Origin of the sequence: Aureimonas mangrovi (assembly GCF_014058705.1) — a bacterium.
Classification (GTDB): Bacteria; Pseudomonadota; Alphaproteobacteria; order Rhizobiales; family Rhizobiaceae; genus Aureimonas; species Aureimonas mangrovi.
The window spans coordinates 292246-312500 of the sequence record NZ_CP059692.1 but is presented as its reverse complement, the minus strand read 5'-3'; the positions used below and the strand labels follow the sequence as shown (position 1 = coordinate 312500).

Below are 20255 nucleotides of genomic sequence, written 5' to 3'. Positions count from 1 at the left end.
CGGCAAAACCCTCAGGCCCGCCTCAAAGCATCCAAAGACACTTCGTAAAATCAAAGCCGACAAACACGGAAGGCGCAAAACCGAGCCGACCGATCAACCCCCGGAGAAAAACCCCCGAAACCCAACCGTCAGCTCAACTTTCCGGCTCAACTCCCAGAACCATCAGGTCCCGGCCGCCTCGCCCCGGCGCCACCGCCGTCGTCGATGAGCGGCTTATAAAAGCACTCGGGGCCGAACGTCAACACCCCTCAGCGCGAAAAAGTGCTCCGGGCGCAAAAATCGTCATCACGGCGTCATTGCCCGTCTGCTCTATGTGAGGCTTCGGCCCCCGATCTTCCATCTTTTGCAGGGCGCGGCGCCGATAGGGCGCCGCGCCCGCGACGGCCTCTCAGACGAGCGCCGCGTCCAGCGTCACCTCGATCGCACCGAGGGCCTTGGAGATCGGACAGCCCTCCTTGGCCTTCTTGGCGAGCTCCTGGAACTTGCCGTCCTCGATGCCGGGGACCTTGGCCTCCAGCGTGATCGCGCTCGACTTCACCGTGAAGCCGCCGGCTTCCTGTTCCACCGTCACCACCGCGCGCGCCTTCAGCTCGTCAGCTGGTGTGCCGTTCTCGGCGAGGAAGTGCGAAAGCTGCATGGCGAAGCAGCCCGAATGGGCGGCCGCCAGGAGCTCCTCGGGATTGGTGCCCGACTTGCCGCTTTCGTCCTCGAAGCGAGCCTTGAAGGAGTAGCCGTGCTTGTCGAGCGCGCCCGACTGGGTCGTGATCGTGCCCTTGCCGTCACCGAGCGCGCCGTTCCAGATGGCGGTTGCGTGTCGTTTCATGAGATATCTCCCTGGCCGCGTGGACAGTCTTGTGGGGCCGCGGGGGCGGCCATGCCGGGTGCGAAGATGGAGACGGGTCGCCGCGCGTCCAGAGGACCGCCCGAAAACCGTGGCACATTCATGGAAAGCGTAATGCGTCGATTCGCGGTGTTGTGGTGAAGCGTTTACGGCTTGTCCGTCATCTTCGCCCTCGGCCCCGAACCGCAACTGCCGGGAGATCTCGATGTCTGCGACCCACGCACTGATTCCCGCCTCGCCTGCCGTGATGGAGCGCAAGCGCGAATGGCTGGCGCGCCTTGCAGGCGAACGTGGGGCGAGCGCGAACACCGTGGAGGCCTACGAGCGGGACCTGCGCCAGTTCCTGGTCTTTCTGGCCGCCGATCTCGGCCGCCCGGCCGAACTGGGCGATCTTGCCGACATCACGCCGCAGCGTCTTCGCGGCTTTCTGGCCGGCCGCCGGCGCGAAGGCGCGGGCTCGCGAAGCCTCGGACGCGGGCTGGCGGGGCTGCGCTCCTTCCTGCGCCATCTGGAGCGCGAGGGCCTCGCCTCGAGCGCAGGCGCCAACGCATTGCGCGCGCCGAAGGCAGAGCGCGGCCTGCCGCGGCCGCTGGCGCGCGCCGACGCCCTGGCCGTCGCAAGCGAGGCGGGTGCGATGGCGGCCGAGCCGTGGATCGCGGCGCGCGACGTCGCGGTGCTGACCCTCCTCTACGGCTGCGGGCTGCGCATCTCCGAAGCGCTGTCCATGCCGGGCGACAGTTTCGCCGATCCGAAGGCGCGTTCGATGCGCGTCCTCGGCAAGGGCGGCAAGGAGCGGCTGGTGCCGCTGCTGCCGGCCGTCCTGCAGGCATGCGCGGACTACCGCCGCCTCTGCCCCTTCGTCCTGTCGGCCGACGAGCCCTTCTTCCGCGGCGCGCGGGGCGGGCCGCTGCGCGCGCAGATCGTCCAGCGGGCGATGGTGCGTCTGCGCGGCCTTCTCGGCCTGCCCGATTCGGCAACGCCCCATGCGCTGCGCCATTCCTTCGCGACGCATCTTTTGGCCGCCGGCGGCGATCTGCGCGCCATCCAGGATCTCCTCGGCCACGCGTCTTTGTCCACCACGCAGACCTACACCGCCGTCGACGCCGCGCGGCTGATGAACGTCTACGAGACGGCCCATCCCCGCGCGCGACGGCGCGAGGGATCGACGCGCACGGGCTGACGGAAGCTTCAGGCTTTGGTCACCGCGCCGTGTGAGGGTGCGACGAACACCTCCGGAGCCTTCGATGACCCAGATGCACCGCGCCCGCCCCATCACGGAGCGCGCAGCCGACGCGGCCTTCGCCGCCCTCAATGCAGTGCCCGCCTTGCTGTGCGCCGCGCTTGTCCTCGCTCCCGTCTTCGCGTCCGCGCAGGAAGCCCCGGCCTGCGATGAGGGCACCAGCCTTTACGACGGCCTGCCGCAGGAGCTTCGCGCCGCGATCGAGCACGAGGCGGCGGCGGTGCCGAACGGCGAGGGTCGGCTGTTCCGGATCACCGGCCGCGACGGCGCGGCTGATTCGTTCCTGTTCGGCACGATGCATCTGTCCGACCCGGCCGTCCTCGCGCTGCCGGCGCCCGCGCAGGCCGCCTTCGAGACCGCCGGCCAGCTCGTCGTCGAGACCACCGAGATCGCGGATGAGGCGGGCGTCGCGGCCGCCGTCCTCGCCCGGCCCGACCTGACGCTGCTGCCTGCGGGCACGCGCCTGACCGACCTCGTCGCCGAGCCCGAGCGCGCCGAACTGGAACAGGCGCTCGCCGGGATCGGCATGCCGGCCGATGCGGTCGGCACGCTGCAGCCCTGGTTCCTCACCGCCGGCCTCGTCGTGCCGCCCTGCGAGCTCGCGCGACAGGCGGCGGGCGAAACCGTCCTCGACCTCGCGTTCCTGCGGCGCGCCGAGGAAGACGGCAAGTCCGTGCATGGGCTCGAGACGGCCGTCGAACAACTCGAGGCCATCGCCTCGATGCCGCTCGACCTGCAGGCCGAGAACCTCGTCGCGACCCTCGCCATCCGCGACCGCCTGCCGGACATCTTCGCGACCATGATCGCGCTCTACGGCGAAGGGCGGATCGGGGCGATCACGCCGACGGTGGAGCATCTGGCGCCCTCCGGCTCCAGCGATGCCGCATCGCTTGCGGTCACCGCCGGCTTCGAGGACCGCGTCGTCACACGGCGCAACCACGTGATGGCCGAGCGCATGGCACCGATGCTCGACGAAGGCGGCGCCTTCGTCGCAGTCGGCGCGCTGCATCTGCCCGGCGAGGAGGGCATCGTCGAGCTCCTGCGCGCGAAAGGCCGTGAGGTCGAGCGCGCAGACTGAACGCGGCTCATCGACGGCGTCGTCCGGCGATGCGGGTCCAGGTCCCGCTTTGATTCACGTGAAACACGTCATCGAAATGTCATCTGTCCGTTACCCGTCCGTCGCCGGTTGCCTTTATCGGCGGTCGCGTTCCATCAGACGCGAAGGTGATCATCTCATGACCAAGCTTTTCAAGGCGGGCCTTCTGGCCGCGTCTGTCCTCGCAACGCCCGCGCTTGCGCAGGAATACGTGTCGCCCTACGCCTATCCGCAGCCCGAGGAAGGCGGCGAGTTCAACGCTGTCATCGAGATTCCGGCGGGCTCCTTCACCAAGTACGAGATCAACGCCGAAACTGGTCACGTCTTCGTCGACCGCTATCAGGTCATGCCGGTCGTCTACCCGGCCAACTACGGCTCGATCCCGTCCTCGCTCGGCGGCGACGGCGATCCGCTGGACGCCATCGTCTACACCCGCGAGCCGATCGTGCCTGGCGCGCTGATCCGTGTGCGCGCCATCGGCACGCTCAACATGATCGACGGCGGCGAGGAAGACGACAAGATCATCGCGGTTCCGGTCTCGGACGTCGACCCGCAGTACGACGCCATCCAGGAACTGTCGGACATGCCGGCGGCCGAAATCGATCGTCTCGAGGCGTTCTTCCGCGTCTACAAGCAGCTCCCCGAGGGCCGCAAGGTCGTCGAGCTGACGGGCTATGAGGATGCCGCGACGTCGGTCGCGATGGTCGATGAAGCGATCGAGGCCTACCGCACGCAGGATTCGGCCGCGAACGACAATGCCGAAGCCGGCGCGGAAGGCGAGAGCGCCGCGCAGTAACGAGCTTGCCGGCGCCTCCGAACTGGAGGGCCGGCAAACGAAAAAGGCCGCTGCGCGTCGTCCCGCGCAGCGGCCTTTTTCTTGTCGGTTCCGAGGCTGGCGGCCAGGCCGCCGGCCGCCTCTCCCCTCAGATGTGGATCGGCTTGGCAAAGGCCGCGAAGGCAGCCTCGCGCATCGCCTCGGACATGGTCGGATGCGCGTGGCAGGTGCGCGCGAGATCCTCGGACGAGCCGCCGAACTCCATCAGCACGGCCGCCTCTGCGATCAGCTCGCCCGCGCCGCGTCCGAGGACATGGACGCCGAGCACCCGGTCGCTCGTCTTGTCGGCGAGAATCTTCACGAAGCCGTCGGTCGAGAGCATGGCGCGCGCGCGCCCGTTCGCCATGAAGGGGAACTTGCCCACCTTGTACTCAATGCCGTCCGCCTTCAGCTCCTCTTCGGTGCGCCCCACGGAGGCGACTTCGGGCTGGGTATAGACGACAGAGGGGATCACGCCGTAGTTCACATGGCCGTGCTGGCCGGCCAGGATTTCGGCGAGCGCGACGCCCTCGTCCTCGGCCTTGTGGGCGAGCATCGGGCCCTTCACCACGTCGCCGATGGCGTAGATGCCGTCGACATTGGTCTTGTAGCCGGCGTCGATCTCGACGCGCCCGGCCTTGTCGCGCTGAACGCCCACCTCGTCGAGGCCGAGCCCGTCTGTGAAGGGCCGTCGGCCGGTCGCGACCAGCACGACGTCGGCCGAGACGGTCTCGGCCTCCCCGCCTTTCGCGGGCTCGAACGTGACGGAGGCCTTGCCGCCTTCGGAGACGATGCCCGTTACCTTGGCGCCGAGCTTGAAGGTCATGCCCTGCTTGGCCAGCAGCTTCTGGAAGGCGGTGGAGACCTCGCCGTCCATCGGGCCGAGGACCTTATCGAGATATTCGACCACCGTCACCTTGGCGCCGAGGCGCCCCCAGACCGAGCCGAGCTCGAGGCCGATCACGCCGCCGCCGACGACCACCATCGTCTCCGGCACACGGGAAAGCGCGATCGCATGGTCGGAGGAGACCACGGTCTCGCCGTCGAACTCGACGTCCATTCCCGGGATGCCGGCAACCTCGGAGCCCGTGGCGATGACGATCGCCTTGGTCTTCAGCGTGCGCGCGGCACCGTCCTCGCCAGCGACCTCGACCTCGCCCGCCGCCTTAATGCGGCCGGTGCCGATGATGCCCTCGATCTTGTTCTTCTTGAACAGGAAGGCGATGCCGTCGACATTCGACTTCACCGTCTTGTCCTTGTGCCCCAGCATCGTCTCGAGGTTGAGCTTCGGCGCGACCTCGATGCCGAGCTCGGCGAAATTGTGCCCGGCTTCCTCGAACATTTCGGAAGCGTGCAGCAGGGCCTTCGACGGAATGCAGCCGACGTTCAGGCAGGTGCCCCCATAGGTCTTGCGCTTCTCCACGACGGCCACCTTGAGGCCGAGCTGCGCCGCCTTGATGGCGCAGACGTAGCCGCCGGGGCCGGAACCGATGACGACAAGGTCGAAGGCGCTGTCTTGGGTGTCGGACATGAGCGAGAGAATCTTTCGTTTATCGCGGTCAGAAAAGGAAGCGGATCAACATAAGGGCCAGCCCGAACATCGACGTCAGGAAGGCGATCGAGCGCACGTAGCGAACCCCGAACAGATAGAGCGGCAGGTAGGCGACACGGGCGATCAGCCACAGCCACGCGCCCAGCGCTCCGATGCCGCCTGTCTCGTCGATGACGGAGAGGCCGAGGGCGAGCGCGATGAAGGCAGGCCAGGTCTCCTTGAAGTTGTCGAGCGCGCGCTGGGCCCGGCCCGCCATCGTCCCGAGCGGCTTGGCCTCCCCGTCGCGTGGGCCGGCGTTCCAGTCGATGCCGCGCTCGCGCGTGGCAAGATTGCCCTGCAGCGCGATATGTACCACGAGAAGGATGATGGAGAGTGCGAGGACGACGAGTTCTGCGGGCATCGCGGTCACAGCCCCTCCTGCGGGCAGTCGCCGACGGCGCTGTCGAGGGAGGCGGTCGTCTCCTCCAGCTTGCCGGCGATGATGCGGATCGGGCTGAAGGGCGGCTCGATCTGCGCGGCGGGCTGCACCTGGCGCGTCTCGTAGCAGCCGGTGAAGACGCTGACCGTCCCGTCCTCGGCCGTCGCCTCGACAGCGACCGGCACCGAGCCGTAGAGGGAGCCGGCCGCGCCCTCGCCGGTCACCTCACCCAGCTTCAGGCGCACATGCGCTGTCTGCTCGTAGCCGGCCGAGAAGCGTTCGGGGTCGGCGACCACGCCCTCGTCGAAATAGGACCAGGCGCGCAGATATTCCCGCCGCTCGATGGCGTTGTAGAGGGATTGGATGAGGGCGCCCGGGTCCGAACGGTCATCTTTGTAGACGGGAACGTCCTGCGCCACAGCGCTCGCGCCCGGGTGGAGCGCGAGGAGAAGCGTCGCGAGGGCGAAGGTGTTTCGACCGGTCGGCACGCCTGCTCCTTCCCTGGATCGTCCGCTTCCTCCGCCGACAGGTAGAGGAGGAAGCGGCATCGTCACCGCTAGAGGTCGAGGACGAGACGCTCCGGATCCTCGAGCGAATCCTTCACGCGCACCAGGAACGTGACGGCCTCCTTGCCGTCGACGATGCGGTGGTCGTAGGAGAGCGCCAGATACATCATCGGCCGGATCTCGACCTTGCCGCCGATCGCCATCGGCCGCTCCTGGATCTTGTGCATGCCGAGGATGCCCGACTGCGGCGCGTTCAGGATCGGCGTCGACATCAGCGAGCCGTAGACGCCGCCGTTCGTGATGGTGAACGTGCCGCCCTGCATGTCGGCCATCGACAGCGTGCCGTCGCGGGCCGCCTTGGCAAGGCGTCCGAGCTCCTTCTCGATCTCGGCGATCGTCATCTGGTCCGCGTCGCGCACCACCGGCACTACGAGGCCCTTATCCGTGCCCACGGCCATGCCGATATGGGCATAGTTCTTGTAGATGAGGTCGGTGCCGTCGATCTCGGCGTTCACCGCCGGGATCTCCTTCAGCGCATGGGTGATCGCCTTGGTGAAGAAGCCCATGAAGCCGAGCTTCACGCCGTGCTTCTTCTCGAACAGATCCTTGTACTTCTTGCGCAGCTCCATCACCGCGGTCATGTCGACCTCGTTGAAGGTCGTCAGCATGGCGGCGGTGTTCTGCGCGTCCTTCAGGCGCCGCGCGATCGTCTGGCGCAGGCGGGTCATCTTCACCCGCTCCTCGCGCGAGGCATCGTCGCCCGAAGACGGCGCACGCGGCGCGGCGGGCGCCTTGGCCTCGGCACCGCCCGTCACGCCCTTCGAGATGGCGTCGAGAACGTCGCCCTTCAGCACCTGCCCGCGCTTGCCCGAGCCCTCGACGTCGGAGGCCGAGAGATTCTTCTCGCTCATCAGTTTCTGCGCCGAGGGCGCGGCCGGCATGTCGCCGCCTTTGGCCGCATCGGCCGGAGCCGGCGCCGCGTTGCCGTAGCCCTCGGTCTTGCCCGACGCGGCTTCCGCCTTCGCGGGCTCGGACGGCTTCTCGGTCGGAGCCTTCGCGCCGCCGGCGGCCGCGCCCTCGCCTTCGCCGATCATCGCGATCAGCGCGCCGACCTCGACCGTCTCGCCCTCCTGCACGACGATCTCGGCGAGGACGCCGGCGGCGGGCGCCGGCACCTCGACCGTGACCTTGTCGGTCTCGAGCTCGGCGACGGTCTCGTCCTGCTCGACGCGCTCGCCCGCCTTCTTGAACCACTTGCCGATCGTGGCTTCGGTGACGCTTTCGCCGAGGGTGGGGACTTTGACTTCGATGCTCATCGGGGGCTTTTTCCAGATCGTTGAGGGCGCGGGCGGGCGTGTTCGTTAGGACTTTGCGGCGTCGGGGTTGCCGAGCGCCTCCTCGAGGAAGGCCTCGAGCTGGGCGAGATGCTTCGACATGGTGCCGACGGCCGGCGATGCGGCCGGCGGGCGCCCCGCATAGCGCGCGCGGCGCTTTGGCGCGCCGGTGCGGTCGAGCACCCACTCAAGATAGGGCTCGATGAAGCTCCATGCACCCATGTTCTTGGGCTCTTCCTGGCACCAGACGATCTCGGCGTCCTTGAAGCGCGAGAGCTCGTTGATGAGCGTCTTGGCCGGGAACGGATAGAGCTGCTCGACGCGCAGGAGATAGACGTCGTCCAGCCCGCGCTTCTCGCGCTCGTCGAGAAGGTCGTAATAGACCTTGCCGGTGCACAGGACCACGCGGCGGATCCTGCCGTCCTTGGCAAGCTTCACCGCGCTGCCCTTCTTCGTCTCCGCGTCGTCGAGGAGAACGCGGTGGAAGGCGGTGTCGCCGGCCATGTCCGAAAGCTCGGACACGGCGCGCTTGTGGCGAAGCAGCGACTTCGGCGTCATCAGGATCAGCGGCTTGCGGAAGTCGCGCTTCATCTGGCGGCGCAGGATGTGGAAGTAGTTCGCCGGCGTCGTGACGTTGGCGACCTGCATGTTGTCCTGCGCACACGCCTGCAGGAAGCGCTCCAGGCGCGCCGAGGAGTGCTCGGGACCCTGCCCCTCGTAGCCGTGCGGCAGGAGCATGACGAGGCCCGACATGCGCAGCCACTTCGCCTCACCGGAGGAGATGAACTGGTCGATCACCACCTGCGCGCCGTTCACGAAGTCTCCGAACTGCGCTTCCCACAGCGTCAGGGCGTTCGGCTCGGCGAGCGAATAGCCGTATTCGAAGCCGAGCACGGCCTCTTCGGAGAGCATCGAGTTGATGACCTCGAAGGAGGCCTGGCCCTTCTGGATATTGGCGAGCGGGATGTAGCGGTTCTCGTTCTCCTGGTCGTAGAGCACCGAATGGCGCTGCGAGAAAGTGCCGCGTTCCGAGTCCTGGCCGGACAGGCGCACCGGGTTGCCCTCCGCCATGATCGAGCCGAAGGCCAGCGCCTCGGCTGTCGCCCAGTCGATCGGCTCCCCGGCCTCGATGGCCTTGGCGCGGTTCTCGAGGAAGCGCCCGATCGTGCGGTGGACGTTGAAGCCCTCCGGGATCTCGGTGAGCTTCCTGCCGATCTCCTTCAGCCGCTTCATGTCGACGCCGGTCATGCCGCGGCGCGGCTCGTCCTCGTCGTCGGCGCGGCGCATGCCGGACCACGCGCCGTCCAGCCAGTCGGCCTTGTTCGGCAGATAGGCCTGGCCCGCCTCGAACTCGGCGTCGAGATGCTGGCGCCATTCGGCGCGGCGCGCGTCGACGTCGTCCTGCGTGAGGACGCCTGCCTCCACCAGCTTCCTGGCGTAGAGCTCCAGCGTCGTCTCGTGGTTGCGGATGGTCTTGTACATGATCGGCTGGGTGAACGCGGGCTCGTCGCCCTCGTTGTGGCCGAAGCGGCGGTAGCAGAAAATGTCGATGACCACCGGCTTGTGGAAGGTCTGGCGGTACTCGATCGCCACCTTCGCCGCGTAGACGACCGCCTCCGGATCATCGCCGTTGACGTGGAAGATCGGCGCCTCGACCATCTTGGCGACGTCGGAGGGGTACGGCGAGGAGCGCGAGAAGCGCGGGTTCGTCGTGAAGCCGATCTGGTTGTTGATGATGACGTGGACCGAGCCGCCGACGCGGTGGCCGCGCAGGCCCGAGAGGCCGAAACACTCGGCCACGACGCCCTGGCCGGCGAAGGCCGCGTCGCCATGGATCAGGAGCGGCAGAACCTGATTGCGGATTTCCTGCGGCACGACGTCGGTGCGCGTGCGCCCGTAGATCTGGTCCTGCTTGGCGCGCGCCTTGCCGAGCACCACCGGGTTGACGATCTCGAGATGCGAAGGGTTCGCCGTCAGCGACAGGTGGACCTTGTTCTGGTCGAACTCGCGGTCGGACGAGGCACCCAGATGGTACTTCACATCGCCCGAGCCTTCCACGTCGTCGGGCTTGAACGAGCCGCCCTTGAACTCGTGGAAGATCGCGCGGTGGGGCTTGGCCATCACTTGGGAGAGGACGTTCAGGCGGCCGCGATGGGCCATGCCGAGGACGATCTCCTTGAGGCCGAGCTGGCCGCCGCGCTTGATGATCTGCTCGAGCGCGGGGATCAGCGCCTCGCCGCCGTCGAGGCCGAAGCGCTTTGTGCCCTTGTACTTGACGTCGAGGAACTTCTCGAAGCCCTCCGCCTCGATCAGCTTGTTCAGGATCGCGCGCTTGCCCTCGGGCGTGAAGTCGACGCCCTTGTCCGGGCCCTCGATCCGCTCCTGAATCCACTGCTTCTCGGAGGGGTTCGACATGTGCATGAACTCCACGCCGATCGTGGAGCAGTAGGTGCGCTGGAGGATGTCCACGATCTGGCGGATCGTGGCGAACTCCATGCCGAGCACGTTGTCGATGAAGATCTTGCGGTCGTAGTCGGCGGCCGTGAAGCCGTAATTCTCGGGCGAAAGCTCGTTGTAGTCCTCGTCGGGCTGCGTCGCGAGACCGAGTGGGTCGAGCTTGGCGTGCAGGTGTCCGCGCACGCGGTAGGCGCGGATCAGCATCAGGGCGCGCAGCGTGTCGCGCGTCGCCTGTCCGACCTCGCCGTCCTTCAGCGCGACGCCGTCCGGCTTGGACTTCTCACGGACCTGCTTGCCGACCTTGGCTTCCGCCTCGGCCCAGTTGCCGTCGAGCGCGGAGACGAGGTCGTCATTGGCGGCGATCGGCCAGTTGGCACGCTCCCAGGAGGGGCCGGCGGCGTTCTTCTGGACGGTCGCCTTGTCCTCCTTCAGTTCCTTGAAGAAGTCCTGCCACTCGGGCGCCACCGAGGCCGGGTCGTTCTCGTAGGCCGCGTGCAGCCCCTCGATATAGTCGGCGTTGCCGCCGTAGAGGAAGGAGGTCAGCGCAAAGGTCTCGTTCGCGGGGTTGCGTGCCATCTGTCGTCCGTCGGCGCCGGCATCCCGGTCGCCGCCTCCTTGAAGCCTCAAAGGCAGGCGGGCCCCTGCCCACCTGCCGGTTCATTCAATCCGTTATGCGGGCACCGGCGGTGCCGGCATAACGCGGCTTACCCAAAACCAGTAAAGATGCCCCTTTCATGGTGCCTCCCTGCCGGCTTCGGGCCTTTTTCAGCCCTTCAGCACCTCGACCAGCGTCTTGCCGAGGCGCGCGGGCGAGGGCGAGACCCTGATGCCGGCCGCTTCCATCGCCGCGATCTTGGATTCCGCGTCGCCCTTGCCGCCGGAGACGACGGCGCCGGCATGGCCCATCGTGCGGCCCTTGGGCGCCGTGCGGCCCGCGATGAAGCCCGCCATCGGCTTGCTTCGGCCCTTCTTCGCCTCGTCGATGAGGAACTGCGCGGCGTCTTCCTCGGCGGAACCGCCGATCTCGCCGATCATGATGATCGACTGCGTCGCCTCGTCGGCGAGGAACATCTCGAGGACGTCGATGAACTCGGTGCCCTTCACCGGGTCGCCGCCGATGCCGACGGCCGTGGTCTGGCCGAGGCCCTCGTTCGAGGTCTGGAACACGGCCTCGTAGGTCAGCGTGCCGGAGCGCGAGACAATGCCGACATTGCCCTTCTTGAAGATCGAGCCGGGCATGATGCCGATCTTGCACTCCTCCGGCGTCAGGATGCCGGGGCAGTTCGGGCCGAGAAGACGCGAGTTGGAGCGCTCGAGGCGCGCCTTGACCTTCACCATGTCGGACACCGGGATGCCCTCGGTGATGCAGACGATGAAGGGCACCTCGGCGTCGATCGCCTCGATGATGGCCGCGGCCGCGCCGGCCGGCGGCACGTAGACGACCGAGGCGTCGGCACCGGTCCGCTCGCGCGCTTCGGCGACGGAGGCGAAGATCGGCAAGCTCGTGCCGTCGAGGCCCGAGGACCAGCTCTCGCCGCCCTTCTTGGGGTGGACGCCGCCCACCATCTGCGTGCCGTAATAGGCCAGCGCCTGCTCGGTGTGGAAGGTGCCGGTCTTGCCGGTCAGGCCCTGCACGATGACCTTGGTGTTCTTGTCGACGAGAATGGACATGGTTTTTTGCGAGACTCCGAAAGGGTCGATCAGCAGAAGTGCTTCGAAAGCGGAAACGGGGCAGGTCGACGCGCGACCGGCCTGTGACGTCAGCCGATCGCCGCGACGATCTTCTGGGCGGCGTCGTCGAGGTCGTCGGCCGCAGTGATGGCAAGGCCCGATTCGTTGAGGATCGCCTTGCCCTTCTCCACGTTCGTGCCCTCGAGGCGCACGACCAGCGGCACCTTAAGGCCGACTTCCTTGACGGCCGCGACCACGCCCTCGGCGATGACATCGCAGCGCATGATGCCGCCGAAGATGTTGACGAGGATGCCCTTCACCGCCGGATCGGCCGTGATGATCTTGAAGGCCGCCGCGACCTTTTCCTTGCTCGCGCCGCCGCCGACGTCGCAGAAGTTCGCCGGTTCCTTGCCGTAGAGCTTGATGATGTCCATCGTCGCCATGGCGAGGCCCGCGCCGTTCACCATGCAGCCGATATTGCCGTCGAGCGCCACATAGGCGAGGTCCCACTTGGAGGCCTCGATCTCCTTGGCGTCCTCTTCGGTCTCGTCGCGCAGCGCGCGGATGTCGTCATGACGGAACAGCGCGTTGCCGTCGAAGGAGACCTTGGCGTCGAGCACGCGCAGGTGCCCGTCGGTCATCACGATCAGCGGGTTGACCTCGAGAAGCGCCATGTCCTTCTCGACGAAGGCCTTGTACAGCGCCGGGAACAGGCTCTTGCCGTCCTCGGCGGCCGCCCCGTCCAGCTTCAGCGCGTCGGTGATCTTGGCGACGTCGGCGTCCGTCACGCCCTTCTCGGCGTCGATCGCGACATTGACGATCTTCTCCGGCGTGTCGTGGGCCACCGCCTCGATGTCCATGCCGCCTTCGGTCGAGACGACGAAGGCGACCTTGCCGACCGCGCGGTCGACGAGGATCGAGAGGTAGAGCTCGCGGTCGATATCGGCGCCGTCCTCGATGTAGAGGCGGTTCACCTGCTTGCCGGCGTCGCCGGTCTGGGCGGTGACGAGCGTGTTGCCGAGCATCTCGCGCGAATGCGCGACCACTTCCTCGACCGACTTGGCGAGGCGCACGCCGCCCTTGGCGCCCTCGCCCAGTTCCTTGAACTTGCCCTTGCCGCGCCCGCCGGCGTGGATCTGGCTCTTCACGACATAGAGCGGGCCGGGAAGCTGCTTGGCGGCGGCCTCCGCCTCGTCGGCCGAGGTGATCGCCACGCCCTGCGCGACAGGAGCGCCGAAGCCCTTGAGGACCTGCTTGGCCTGATATTCGTGGATGTTCATGGAAAGCTCAGTCCCCCAGCTGGGATCGAAAAAGAAAAAAGGCCGCCCGGTTCGCGGGCGGCCGAGAGTGTTACTTCAGGTTCGGGGCAATGCCCTGGCAGGCTTCCATCAGCCCCTTCACGGAGCCGACCGACTTCTCGAATTGGGCCTTCTCGTCGCCGTCGAGCTCGATCTCGAGAACCCGCTCGACGCCGCCGGCGCCGATCACGCAGGGCACGCCGACATACATGTCGTTCTGGCCGTACTGGCCGGACAGGGCCGCGGCGCAGGGCAGCACGCGCTTCTTATCCTTGAGGTAGCTCTCGGCCATCTCGATCGCCGAGGCGGCCGGCGCGTAGTAGGCCGAGCCGGTCTTGAGGAGGCCGACGATCTCGGCGCCGCCGTCACGGGTGCGCTGGACGATCTCCTCCAGGCGCTCGGCCGTGCACCAGCCCATCTTCACGAGGTCGGTCAGCGGGATGCCGGCCACCGTCGAGTAACGCGTCAGCGGCACCATCGTGTCGCCGTGGCCGCCGAGCACGAAGGCCGTGACGTCCTCGACCGAGACGTCGAATTCCGTGGCGAGGAAGGTGCGGAAGCGCGAGGAGTCGAGCACGCCGGCCATCCCGACGACCTTCTCCTTCGGGAGGCCGGAGAACTTCTGCAGCGCCCAGACCATCGCGTCGAGAGGGTTGGTGATGCAGATCACGAAGGCGTTCGGCGCATACTGCTTGATGCCCGCACCGACCGATTCCATCACCTTGAGGTTGATGCCGAGCAGGTCGTCGCGGCTCATGCCGGGCTTGCGCGGCACGCCAGCGGTGACGATGCACACGTCCGCGCCCTCGATGGCCGAATAGTCGTTGGCGCCCGAGAGCCTGGCGTCGAAGCCCTCGACCGGGCCGGACTGCGCGATGTCGAGCGCCTTGCCCTGCGGCGTGCCCTCGGCGATGTCGAACAGGACGATGTCGCCGAGCTCCTTCAGGCTCGCCAGATGCGCGAGCGTGCCGCCGATCATGCCGGAACCGATGAGTGCGATCTTTGCACGGGCCATGAAAGCTCTTTCCTCTCGTCGGGAGGAACGCGTCCTCCCCGTGTCTGGAACCGTCGCTAGGCCGCAGGCCGGGCGAAGACGGCCGACGTCGCGCACCACTCCAGCGCGCGAGGCGTCGATCGCCGCGACCGATTACGCACCCGCGAGCAAAGATTCAACCGGAGAATTAACGCCTGAACGAATTCAACCGGTTAAATGAAAAATCGCTTACGTAAACGTCAAATGAATAGCATTGTGCGTTCCTGCACTTGACCGGGATACCTAGCCCTCACCGGGGGTTGGGCGTAATGACGGTTTCGTCGGGCCTTGCCCCTGCCCGTAAGGCGAAGCATTAACATCGATCATGGCACCCGGGCGAGGTCGTCTGGCACTTCGTCGCCCGAAGGGTGCGCCAGCGCAGACGTTTCGCGGGTATCGACATGGCGAACACGCATCTTCTCGCGAGCTTCTTCAACGGCCTCGGCCTCATGGCGCTCGTTGCCGTTCTCTACGGCACCATCCAGCGCCTGCCGGCCACGCGCCTGCAGCGTGCCGTCCTGCACGGGCTCGTCTTCGGCGGCGGCGCCATCGCCGCCATGATGACGCCGACCATGCTCCTGCCCGGCGTCATCATCGATGTGCGCACCATCATGGTCGGCATGGCGGCAGCCTTCGTCGGCCCGGTCGCCGCCGTGATCACCGGCACCATCGCCGCGGCCTACCGGATCGCGCTCGGCGGCTCGGGCGTTCCGATCGCGCTCGGAACGCTCCTCATGTCGCTGACCGTCGGGCTCGTCTGGCGCCAGCTCTGGTTCAAGCGCCATTCGGTCACGGCGCTCGGCCTTTTCTATCTCGGCCTCGGCCTGTCGCTGAACGCGGGCTTCGTTCTCGTCCTCCTCGGCTCAGTCGAACTCGGCTACGTTCTCACCGTCGTGAGCAGCCTCGCAGGCTCGGCGCTCTTCGCCACGCAGGTCCTCGGCGCGATGATGACGCGCGAGAACAAGCTGATCGCGCGCGAGAAGGCGCTGGCCGACGACGCACTGACCGATCCTCTGACGCGCCTGCCGAACCGGCGCGCCTTCGACGCGGCCGAGAAGGGCCTGCGCTCGGCGTCGTGGCGCAAGGGCTTCACGCTGATGATCGTCGACGTCGATCACTTCAAGTCGATCAACGACCGCTACGGCCACGATGTCGGTGATACGGCGCTGTGCGTCCTTGCCGAAACGCTGCGCGCGAGCGCCCGCGTCGGCGACGTGGTGGCGCGCTTCGGGGGTGAGGAGTTCGTGGTCGCCCTCCCCGACACGCATCTGGAGGAGGGCCGAGGCGTCGCGGAGCGCATCCTCACCAATGTGCGCCGCCGCCACATCGCGCTGCCCGATGCCGAGTTCGGCATGACCGTGAGCATCGGCATTGCCCACACCCGCGACGGCGAGGCGATCGCCGCGGCGCTGACGCGCGCCGATGCCGCGCTCTACCGTGCCAAGGCCGAGGGGCGGGACCGCGCCATCGAGGCCGTGCCTCAGATCTCGGCGCCGACGCGCCCTTCGTCGGCGCCTGCGCTCGGCGCCCCGCGCCTCGCCCCCCAGCGCGCGCCGTAATCGTCCGAGCGCATCTCGATCAGGCGCGAGACGGTCCGGTCGAACTCGAAGGCCTCTGTCGTGCCCTTGCGTCCGGCGAACAGCTCGTCGGCCGGAGCCTGCGCGCGGATCACGATCCGCCGGCCGGCATCGTAGAGCGTGTCGACGAGGAGGATGAATCGCTTGGCCTCGTTGCGCCCTTCCAGGCGAGGCAGGTCGTCCACGAACACCGTGTCGAAGCGCGCCGCGATGGCGAGGAAGTCGGCCGCGCCGAGCGATTCTTCGAGGAGTTCGCGCGCGGCGAAGCGCGCGGCCCCCGCGCCTGCGCGCGGCACGGCGAGGCCGCGCCCCTTCATGGACAGCGTCTCGGGCGCCTCGTGCGCGCTGCCGAGCACGGAACGCCAAAGCCCCTTGAAGGCAGCCGACGTCGCCTCCGACAACGGCGAGAGATAGAGATCGTCGCCGCCCAGCGTCTGCAGGCGGTAGTCCGTCGGCGCGTCGACCTCGAAGACGTCCGTGTGCGCCTTCAGGACGGCGACGAAGGGCAGGAAGAGCGGCCGGTTGAGACCGTCCTTGTAAAGGTCGTCGGGCGCCACGTTGGAGGTCGCGACGAGCACGATCCCCTCGGCGAACAGGGCCTCGAACAGGCGCGAGAGGATCATCGCGTCGGCGATGTCGGTGACGGTGAATTCGTCGAAGCACAGGAGCCGCGTCTCGGCGGCCACGGCTTTGGCGACGGGGCCGATCGGATCGTCGCCGCTCGCCTTGCCCGCCTTCACGGCGGCGCGATGGGCCGCGATGCGCTCCTGCACCTCGCCCATGAAGGCGTGGAAGTGGACGCGGCGCTTTCGCGGCTCGGCGCTCTTTTCGAAGAACAGGTCCATCAGCATGGACTTGCCGCGCCCGACCTTGCCGTAGACGTAGACGCCGCGCGGCACCGGCGCGCTCTCGCGCCTGCCGAACAGCCAGCCGAGCGCGCTCTTCTTGGTGGAGAGGGAGGCGCTTCGCAGCTCGCGCTCCAGCGCGTCGAGCCGGTCGGCGAGGGCCTGCTGCACGGGGTCCGGGTCGAGGGCACCGGCGTGCACCTTCGCCTCGATGGCGGCGCGCACGGCCCCGCGCTCGGGCCGCGCCGCCCCATAGCTCTCATGTGCCATGCCGATCAGCCTTTCCGACCCGTCACCCTGCCCTTACAGCCATTCCGATCGGCCACCGGCCGGCGGAAGGGATGTAATCCGAAGGAGAAGCCTCGTCCGGCGAGACGTCCTGGTGCGGGAATGCGAGAACCGGCGCGCAGCGGACTTGGGGTCCGTGAGCACCGGAAGCGCAGCAAACCGCATCAGGCGGCCGTCGGCGTGGCTCGATCCTTTGGATTTACCGGTAGAGGGAGATGGGCTGGCCCCCCGTCGTCGTCCCCTCGTAGCGGGTGCCGCCGGCATTGTTGAGGGTCGCGACCGTGTCGCCCGAGTTGGAGCGCAGCACCACCTGGCTTCCCGAGACGTCCCAGGCGGAGACGTCGGCCACCTGGCCGGGGCAGCCGCGCGAGGCGGCGCGGTAGCCGCCGCTCCACTGGGTCAGCGCCATGAAGATCTGGCAGTTGCCGCCGCCCGAGGAGACGCGCCAGGCGCCCACGAGCCCTTCGCGCGTCACCGGTGCGGCCGAGGCGGTCTGCGTCGGCGCCGCACCCGGCGTGGTCGTGCCGTTTACGGCGGTGCCGTCGGGGTTCAGGACCGGCTGGATCGTCTGCGAGGAGGCCGGCGGCGGGGGCGGGGGCGGAAGCTGGTTGGAATAGACCTGACCGCGCGGCGCGGGGCTCAGCGGGGCGGGCCCGCCGACATTGCCACCGCCGAGCGTCGGTACGCTCTGCTGGCACCCTGCCAGCGCCATCATCGCGGCGAGTGCCGCGCCGGTCTTCGTCCAATGCATCATGGGGGCCGTTCCTCGAGCCGTGCCGTTGTCGGTCATGTTTGTGACGGGTGATCCGTCGCTTTTATCGTTAAACGTATCTTTCGCGCCGATCGCAAGCGTCCAGCCCCGAACGTCGCAAAGTGTGCGAGCTCAGTTCGCGTCGGCGCCCTCGATCAGCGGGCGCTCGAAATCGCCCGTCGCCGGGTTCATCGCCCACAATTCGCCGGACGAGATGTCGAACCAGGCCCCGTGAAGGGTCAGCGTTCCGGCCGCCTCGCGCTCGGCGATGTCGGGGAAGGCGCGAAGATTGGCGAGCGAGTGGCGGATGGAGATGCGCTCCATCGCTGTCTGGCGCTCGCTCGTGGTCATGAACTCGCTGGCGCCCACCGTCTCGGCGGCCGGGCGCACGAGGCTCATCCACTTGCCGATGAAATCGCTCTGCGACAATGGTTCGAAGTCCTGCGTCAGCGCCGCCTGAATACCGCCGCAGCGCCCGTGTCCCATGACGACGATGTGCTTCACCTTCAGCGCCACGACCGCGAATTCCAGCGCGGCCGAGGTGCCGTGGAAGTCTCCGTCCGGCTCGTAGGGCGGCACGAGGTTGGCGACGTTGCGCACGACGAACAATTCGCCCGGCGCCGAGCCGAAGATCGTCTCGGGCGCCGCGCGCGAATCGCAGCAGGCGACGATCATCGTCTCGGGCGCCTGCCCGTCGCGCGCCAGGGCCCGGTACGTCTGCGTCTCGGCGAGGTATCGCCCTTCTATGAAGCTCTTGTAGCCGGCGAGGAGATGGTCGGGCAGAAGCATGGGCGCCTTCTCGTCTTGCAAGTGTCGCCTTTCGGAAGAAGCGCCGGAGGTTCGGCAAGTCAAGGCTTCACGCCCGGATGGCGATCGGCAGGCCGTGGGCGTCGCGGTCGGGCGGGTCGGGGTAGGATACGGCGAGACCTTGAGCATGGCGGCGCGCCGTCACCAGCATCGCCAGCGCGTCGAGAAGGTCGTCGCGGCCTGTGCCGGGCGGAACGTGCGCAAAGGCGGCGCGCGATATGCCCGCCACCGCCAGCAGCGCCTCGCGCTCGTCGAGGCCGTCCGGGTTCGGCCGGTTCTTCACCTTCTTCGGCCGCATTGCCGGCACGCCGCCGTTCATCGCCCGGAAGGCCATCTCGGGGTGACTCTCGATCACCCGCTCCGTGAGCGCCGGGCTTTCGCGCAGCAACGCGTCGATCTCGAGGATCTTGCCGAACAGCATGTAACCCTGGATCGAGACACCGCGCGGCGGGTCGGAGAGCGTGCGCGCCAGCGCGCTGGCCGCGGCGTGGCTTTCGCGCCGGTGCAGTTCGTCGTGGAAGAGGCCGGGCCAGAGCTCGACGGCGGCGCGCGCCGGGATGGAAAAGACGCTCGACTGGCGCATGGCCAGATGCGGCCGCGCCGCCTTCTCGGCAGCCCTGCCGGGGCCGTCGATGCGCTCCGGCAGGCCGATCGGCATGTCGACGGCGATGAGGGCATCGTCCGGCAGGGCTGCCAGAAGATCGGCAAAGCGGGTGAAGACGGCGATGGAGGGCGCCTTGCCGGGATGCTCGATCGCCGCAAGCCAGCCGGCACGGCAGCCGTCGACGCCCGCCAGCGTCCGCTCGGCCGTCAAGCGCGCCGGCCGCCCGGCATGGCGAGGCGCCGCATCTGCACCATCGCCATCGGCGTCTTCAGGCTGTCCGCGTCGGTCTCGAGCGTCAGTTCGTCGGCGCCGCGCTTGGTGGTGCGCGCCAGGATCTCGTAGACTGCCGCCGTCGTCGATTGCAGTGCCTTTTCGGCCGGAAGCCCGGCGAGGGTGCGTGCCAGGAAGACCGCCGCCGTCAGGTCTCCGAGACCGTTCGGCGCGCCGTCGATGCGCCGGTGCTCGGCGAGAATCGCCTCCTGTCCATCGGTGAGGAGATTGCCGATGCCCCCGCGCAGGAGCGGGAAGGCCGAGGTGATCATCACCCGGCCCGGGCCCAGAGAGGCCGCCGCCTCGATCAGATGCGCGTTCGACGACAGCTCCAGCCCGGTGATGAGCTCCAGTTCGAAGCGGTTGGGCGTCGCGATGTCGGCGAGCGGCAGGAGCCGGTCGCGGATCGCCTCCATCGTCTCCGCCGGCTGGTAGAGCCGTCCGCCCGCTTCCGCGCCGTCGCCGATCACCGGATCGCAGATGAAGATCGCGTCCGGCCGCGCCGCGCGCACCGCCTCGATCAGCCGCGCCGCCGGCTCGATCTGGCGCGGCGAGCCGAAATATCCCGTCAGGACGGCCGAAACCTCGCCGAGCCACGGCGCGCCGGCAAGATCGTCGAGAAAGGCCGAAAAGGCCGCATCGTCGGGCACGATGCGCGTCGCCGGGCCGTGGCCGGGGTGCCAAGGCAGGGTGACGGTCGGCACCGACCAGACCGGATGGCCGAGCGTTTCCAGCGCGAAGACGGCTGCGCGGTTGCCCACCGTGCCGCGCGCCACATGGCTGGAGATCGAGATCACCGCCCCGCGGTCGGGCGGCGCGCTGTCGGAGCCCTGAGCCATCATCGCAGCGCCAT

Annotated in this window: 18 protein-coding genes; 4 read left to right on the top strand and 14 right to left on the bottom strand. The window is 68.0% G+C overall.

Annotated features, from left to right (window positions below; all coding sequences use genetic code 11):
- Positions 1–388: 388 nt before the first annotated feature.
- Positions 389–823, bottom strand: coding sequence for an OsmC family protein (locus tag H1343_RS01450; protein ID WP_185984227.1), 435 nt, complete (start codon positions 821–823; stop codon positions 389–391).
- Positions 824–1046: 223 nt separating this feature from the next.
- On the opposite strand from H1343_RS01450, the gene H1343_RS01445 reads away from it, so the two are divergent.
- The 3 genes from H1343_RS01445 (at position 1047) to H1343_RS01435 (ending at position 3973) form a co-directional block, all read left to right on the top strand.
- Positions 1047–2021, top strand: a complete 975-nt coding sequence (locus tag H1343_RS01445; protein ID WP_185984226.1) for a tyrosine recombinase XerC — start codon at positions 1047–1049, stop codon at positions 2019–2021.
- 64 nt (positions 2022–2085) lie between these two features.
- Positions 2086–3159 carry a TraB/GumN family protein gene (locus H1343_RS01440; RefSeq protein WP_246333191.1) on the top strand — a complete coding sequence of 358 codons (1074 nt, stop codon included), beginning with the start codon at positions 2086–2088 and terminating at the stop codon, positions 3157–3159.
- 157 nt (positions 3160–3316) lie between these two features.
- Positions 3317–3973, top strand: a complete 657-nt coding sequence (locus tag H1343_RS01435; RefSeq protein WP_185984225.1) for an inorganic diphosphatase — start codon at positions 3317–3319, stop codon at positions 3971–3973.
- A 127-nt stretch (positions 3974–4100) separates the two neighbouring features.
- Here H1343_RS01435 and lpdA read toward each other — a convergent pair whose 3' ends face one another.
- From lpdA to mdh, 8 genes are all read right to left on the bottom strand, one after another.
- Positions 4101–5522, bottom strand: a complete 1422-nt coding sequence (gene lpdA, locus H1343_RS01430; RefSeq protein WP_185984224.1) for a dihydrolipoyl dehydrogenase — start codon at positions 5520–5522, stop codon at positions 4101–4103.
- Between the two features lie 28 nt (positions 5523–5550).
- Positions 5551–5943, bottom strand: coding sequence for an MAPEG family protein (locus H1343_RS01425; protein ID WP_185985410.1), 393 nt, complete (start codon positions 5941–5943; stop codon positions 5551–5553).
- A gap of 5 nt (positions 5944–5948) precedes the next feature.
- The gene (locus H1343_RS01420; protein WP_246333190.1) at positions 5949–6449 is read right to left on the bottom strand and encodes a hypothetical protein; all 501 of its coding nucleotides are present in this window, start codon (positions 6447–6449) and stop codon (positions 5949–5951) included.
- A gap of 68 nt (positions 6450–6517) precedes the next feature.
- On the bottom strand, positions 6518–7783 hold the full coding sequence (gene odhB, locus H1343_RS01415) for a 2-oxoglutarate dehydrogenase complex dihydrolipoyllysine-residue succinyltransferase (RefSeq protein WP_185984223.1): 1266 nt from the start codon (positions 7781–7783) through the stop codon (positions 6518–6520).
- 45 nt (positions 7784–7828) lie between these two features.
- Positions 7829–10834, bottom strand: coding sequence for a 2-oxoglutarate dehydrogenase E1 component (locus tag H1343_RS01410; RefSeq protein WP_185984222.1), 3006 nt, complete (start codon positions 10832–10834; stop codon positions 7829–7831).
- A gap of 189 nt (positions 10835–11023) precedes the next feature.
- A complete protein-coding gene (gene sucD, locus H1343_RS01405) occupies positions 11024–11929 on the bottom strand; it encodes a succinate--CoA ligase subunit alpha (protein ID WP_185984221.1) in 906 nt (301 codons plus the stop codon).
- 89 nt (positions 11930–12018) lie between these two features.
- Positions 12019–13209 (bottom strand): ADP-forming succinate--CoA ligase subunit beta, encoded by a 1191-nt coding sequence (gene sucC, locus H1343_RS01400; protein WP_185984220.1) that lies wholly within the window; start codon positions 13207–13209, stop codon positions 12019–12021.
- Between the two features lie 70 nt (positions 13210–13279).
- Positions 13280–14242 (bottom strand): malate dehydrogenase, encoded by a 963-nt coding sequence (mdh, locus tag H1343_RS01395; RefSeq protein WP_185984219.1) that lies wholly within the window; start codon positions 14240–14242, stop codon positions 13280–13282.
- A gap of 419 nt (positions 14243–14661) precedes the next feature.
- Between mdh and H1343_RS01390 the strand changes: the two genes are divergently transcribed.
- Entirely contained in the window at positions 14662–15819 is a 1158-nt protein-coding gene (locus tag H1343_RS01390; protein WP_185984218.1) for a diguanylate cyclase, read from the top strand.
- Here H1343_RS01390 and zapE read toward each other — a convergent pair.
- The 5 genes from zapE to pdxY form a co-directional block, all read right to left on the bottom strand.
- A complete protein-coding gene (gene zapE / locus H1343_RS01385; protein ID WP_185984217.1) occupies positions 15741–16952 on the bottom strand; it encodes a cell division protein ZapE in 1212 nt (403 codons plus the stop codon). The two genes, H1343_RS01390 and zapE, sit on opposite strands and share 79 nt — an antisense overlap.
- Positions 16953–17169: 217 nt before the next feature.
- Positions 17170–17724, bottom strand: coding sequence for a protease inhibitor Inh/omp19 family protein (locus H1343_RS01380; protein ID WP_185984216.1), 555 nt, complete (start codon positions 17722–17724; stop codon positions 17170–17172).
- A 129-nt stretch (positions 17725–17853) separates the two neighbouring features.
- Positions 17854–18510, bottom strand: a complete 657-nt coding sequence (locus H1343_RS01375; protein ID WP_185984215.1) for a carbonic anhydrase — start codon at positions 18508–18510, stop codon at positions 17854–17856.
- Between the two features lie 67 nt (positions 18511–18577).
- Entirely contained in the window at positions 18578–19342 is a 765-nt protein-coding gene (locus H1343_RS01370; RefSeq protein ID WP_185984214.1) for a DUF429 domain-containing protein, read from the bottom strand.
- Positions 19339–20244 carry a pyridoxal kinase PdxY gene (gene pdxY, locus H1343_RS01365; RefSeq protein WP_425484615.1) on the bottom strand — a complete coding sequence of 302 codons (906 nt, stop codon included), beginning with the start codon at positions 20242–20244 and terminating at the stop codon, positions 19339–19341. Before pdxY ends, H1343_RS01370 begins: the two co-directional genes overlap by 4 nt.
- Between the last annotated feature and the right edge of the window lie 11 nt (positions 20245–20255).

Coding starts and splice junctions, on each gene's coding strand:
- H1343_RS01450 (WP_185984227.1), bottom strand. CDS start 823: ATGAAACGACACGCAACCGCCATCTGGAACGGCGCGCTCGGTGACGGC.
- H1343_RS01445 (WP_185984226.1), top strand. CDS start 1,047: ATGTCTGCGACCCACGCACTGATTCCCGCCTCGCCTGCCGTGATGGAG.
- H1343_RS01440 (WP_246333191.1), top strand. CDS start 2,086: ATGACCCAGATGCACCGCGCCCGCCCCATCACGGAGCGCGCAGCCGAC.
- H1343_RS01435 (WP_185984225.1), top strand. CDS start 3,317: ATGACCAAGCTTTTCAAGGCGGGCCTTCTGGCCGCGTCTGTCCTCGCA.
- lpdA (WP_185984224.1), bottom strand. CDS start 5,522: ATGTCCGACACCCAAGACAGCGCCTTCGACCTTGTCGTCATCGGTTCC.
- H1343_RS01425 (WP_185985410.1), bottom strand. CDS start 5,943: ATGCCCGCAGAACTCGTCGTCCTCGCACTCTCCATCATCCTTCTCGTG.
- odhB (WP_185984223.1), bottom strand. CDS start 7,783: ATGAGCATCGAAGTCAAAGTCCCCACCCTCGGCGAAAGCGTCACCGAA.
- H1343_RS01410 (WP_185984222.1), bottom strand. CDS start 10,834: ATGGCACGCAACCCCGCGAACGAGACCTTTGCGCTGACCTCCTTCCTC.
- sucD (WP_185984221.1), bottom strand. CDS start 11,929: ATGTCCATTCTCGTCGACAAGAACACCAAGGTCATCGTGCAGGGCCTG.
- sucC (WP_185984220.1), bottom strand. CDS start 13,209: ATGAACATCCACGAATATCAGGCCAAGCAGGTCCTCAAGGGCTTCGGC.
- mdh (WP_185984219.1), bottom strand. CDS start 14,242: ATGGCCCGTGCAAAGATCGCACTCATCGGTTCCGGCATGATCGGCGGC.
- H1343_RS01390 (WP_185984218.1), top strand. CDS start 14,662: ATGGCGAACACGCATCTTCTCGCGAGCTTCTTCAACGGCCTCGGCCTC.
- zapE (WP_185984217.1), bottom strand. CDS start 16,952: ATGGCACATGAGAGCTATGGGGCGGCGCGGCCCGAGCGCGGGGCCGTG.
- H1343_RS01380 (WP_185984216.1), bottom strand. CDS start 17,724: ATGATGCATTGGACGAAGACCGGCGCGGCACTCGCCGCGATGATGGCG.
- H1343_RS01375 (WP_185984215.1), bottom strand. CDS start 18,510: ATGCTTCTGCCCGACCATCTCCTCGCCGGCTACAAGAGCTTCATAGAA.
- pdxY (WP_425484615.1), bottom strand. CDS start 20,244: ATGATGGCTCAGGGCTCCGACAGCGCGCCGCCCGACCGCGGGGCGGTG.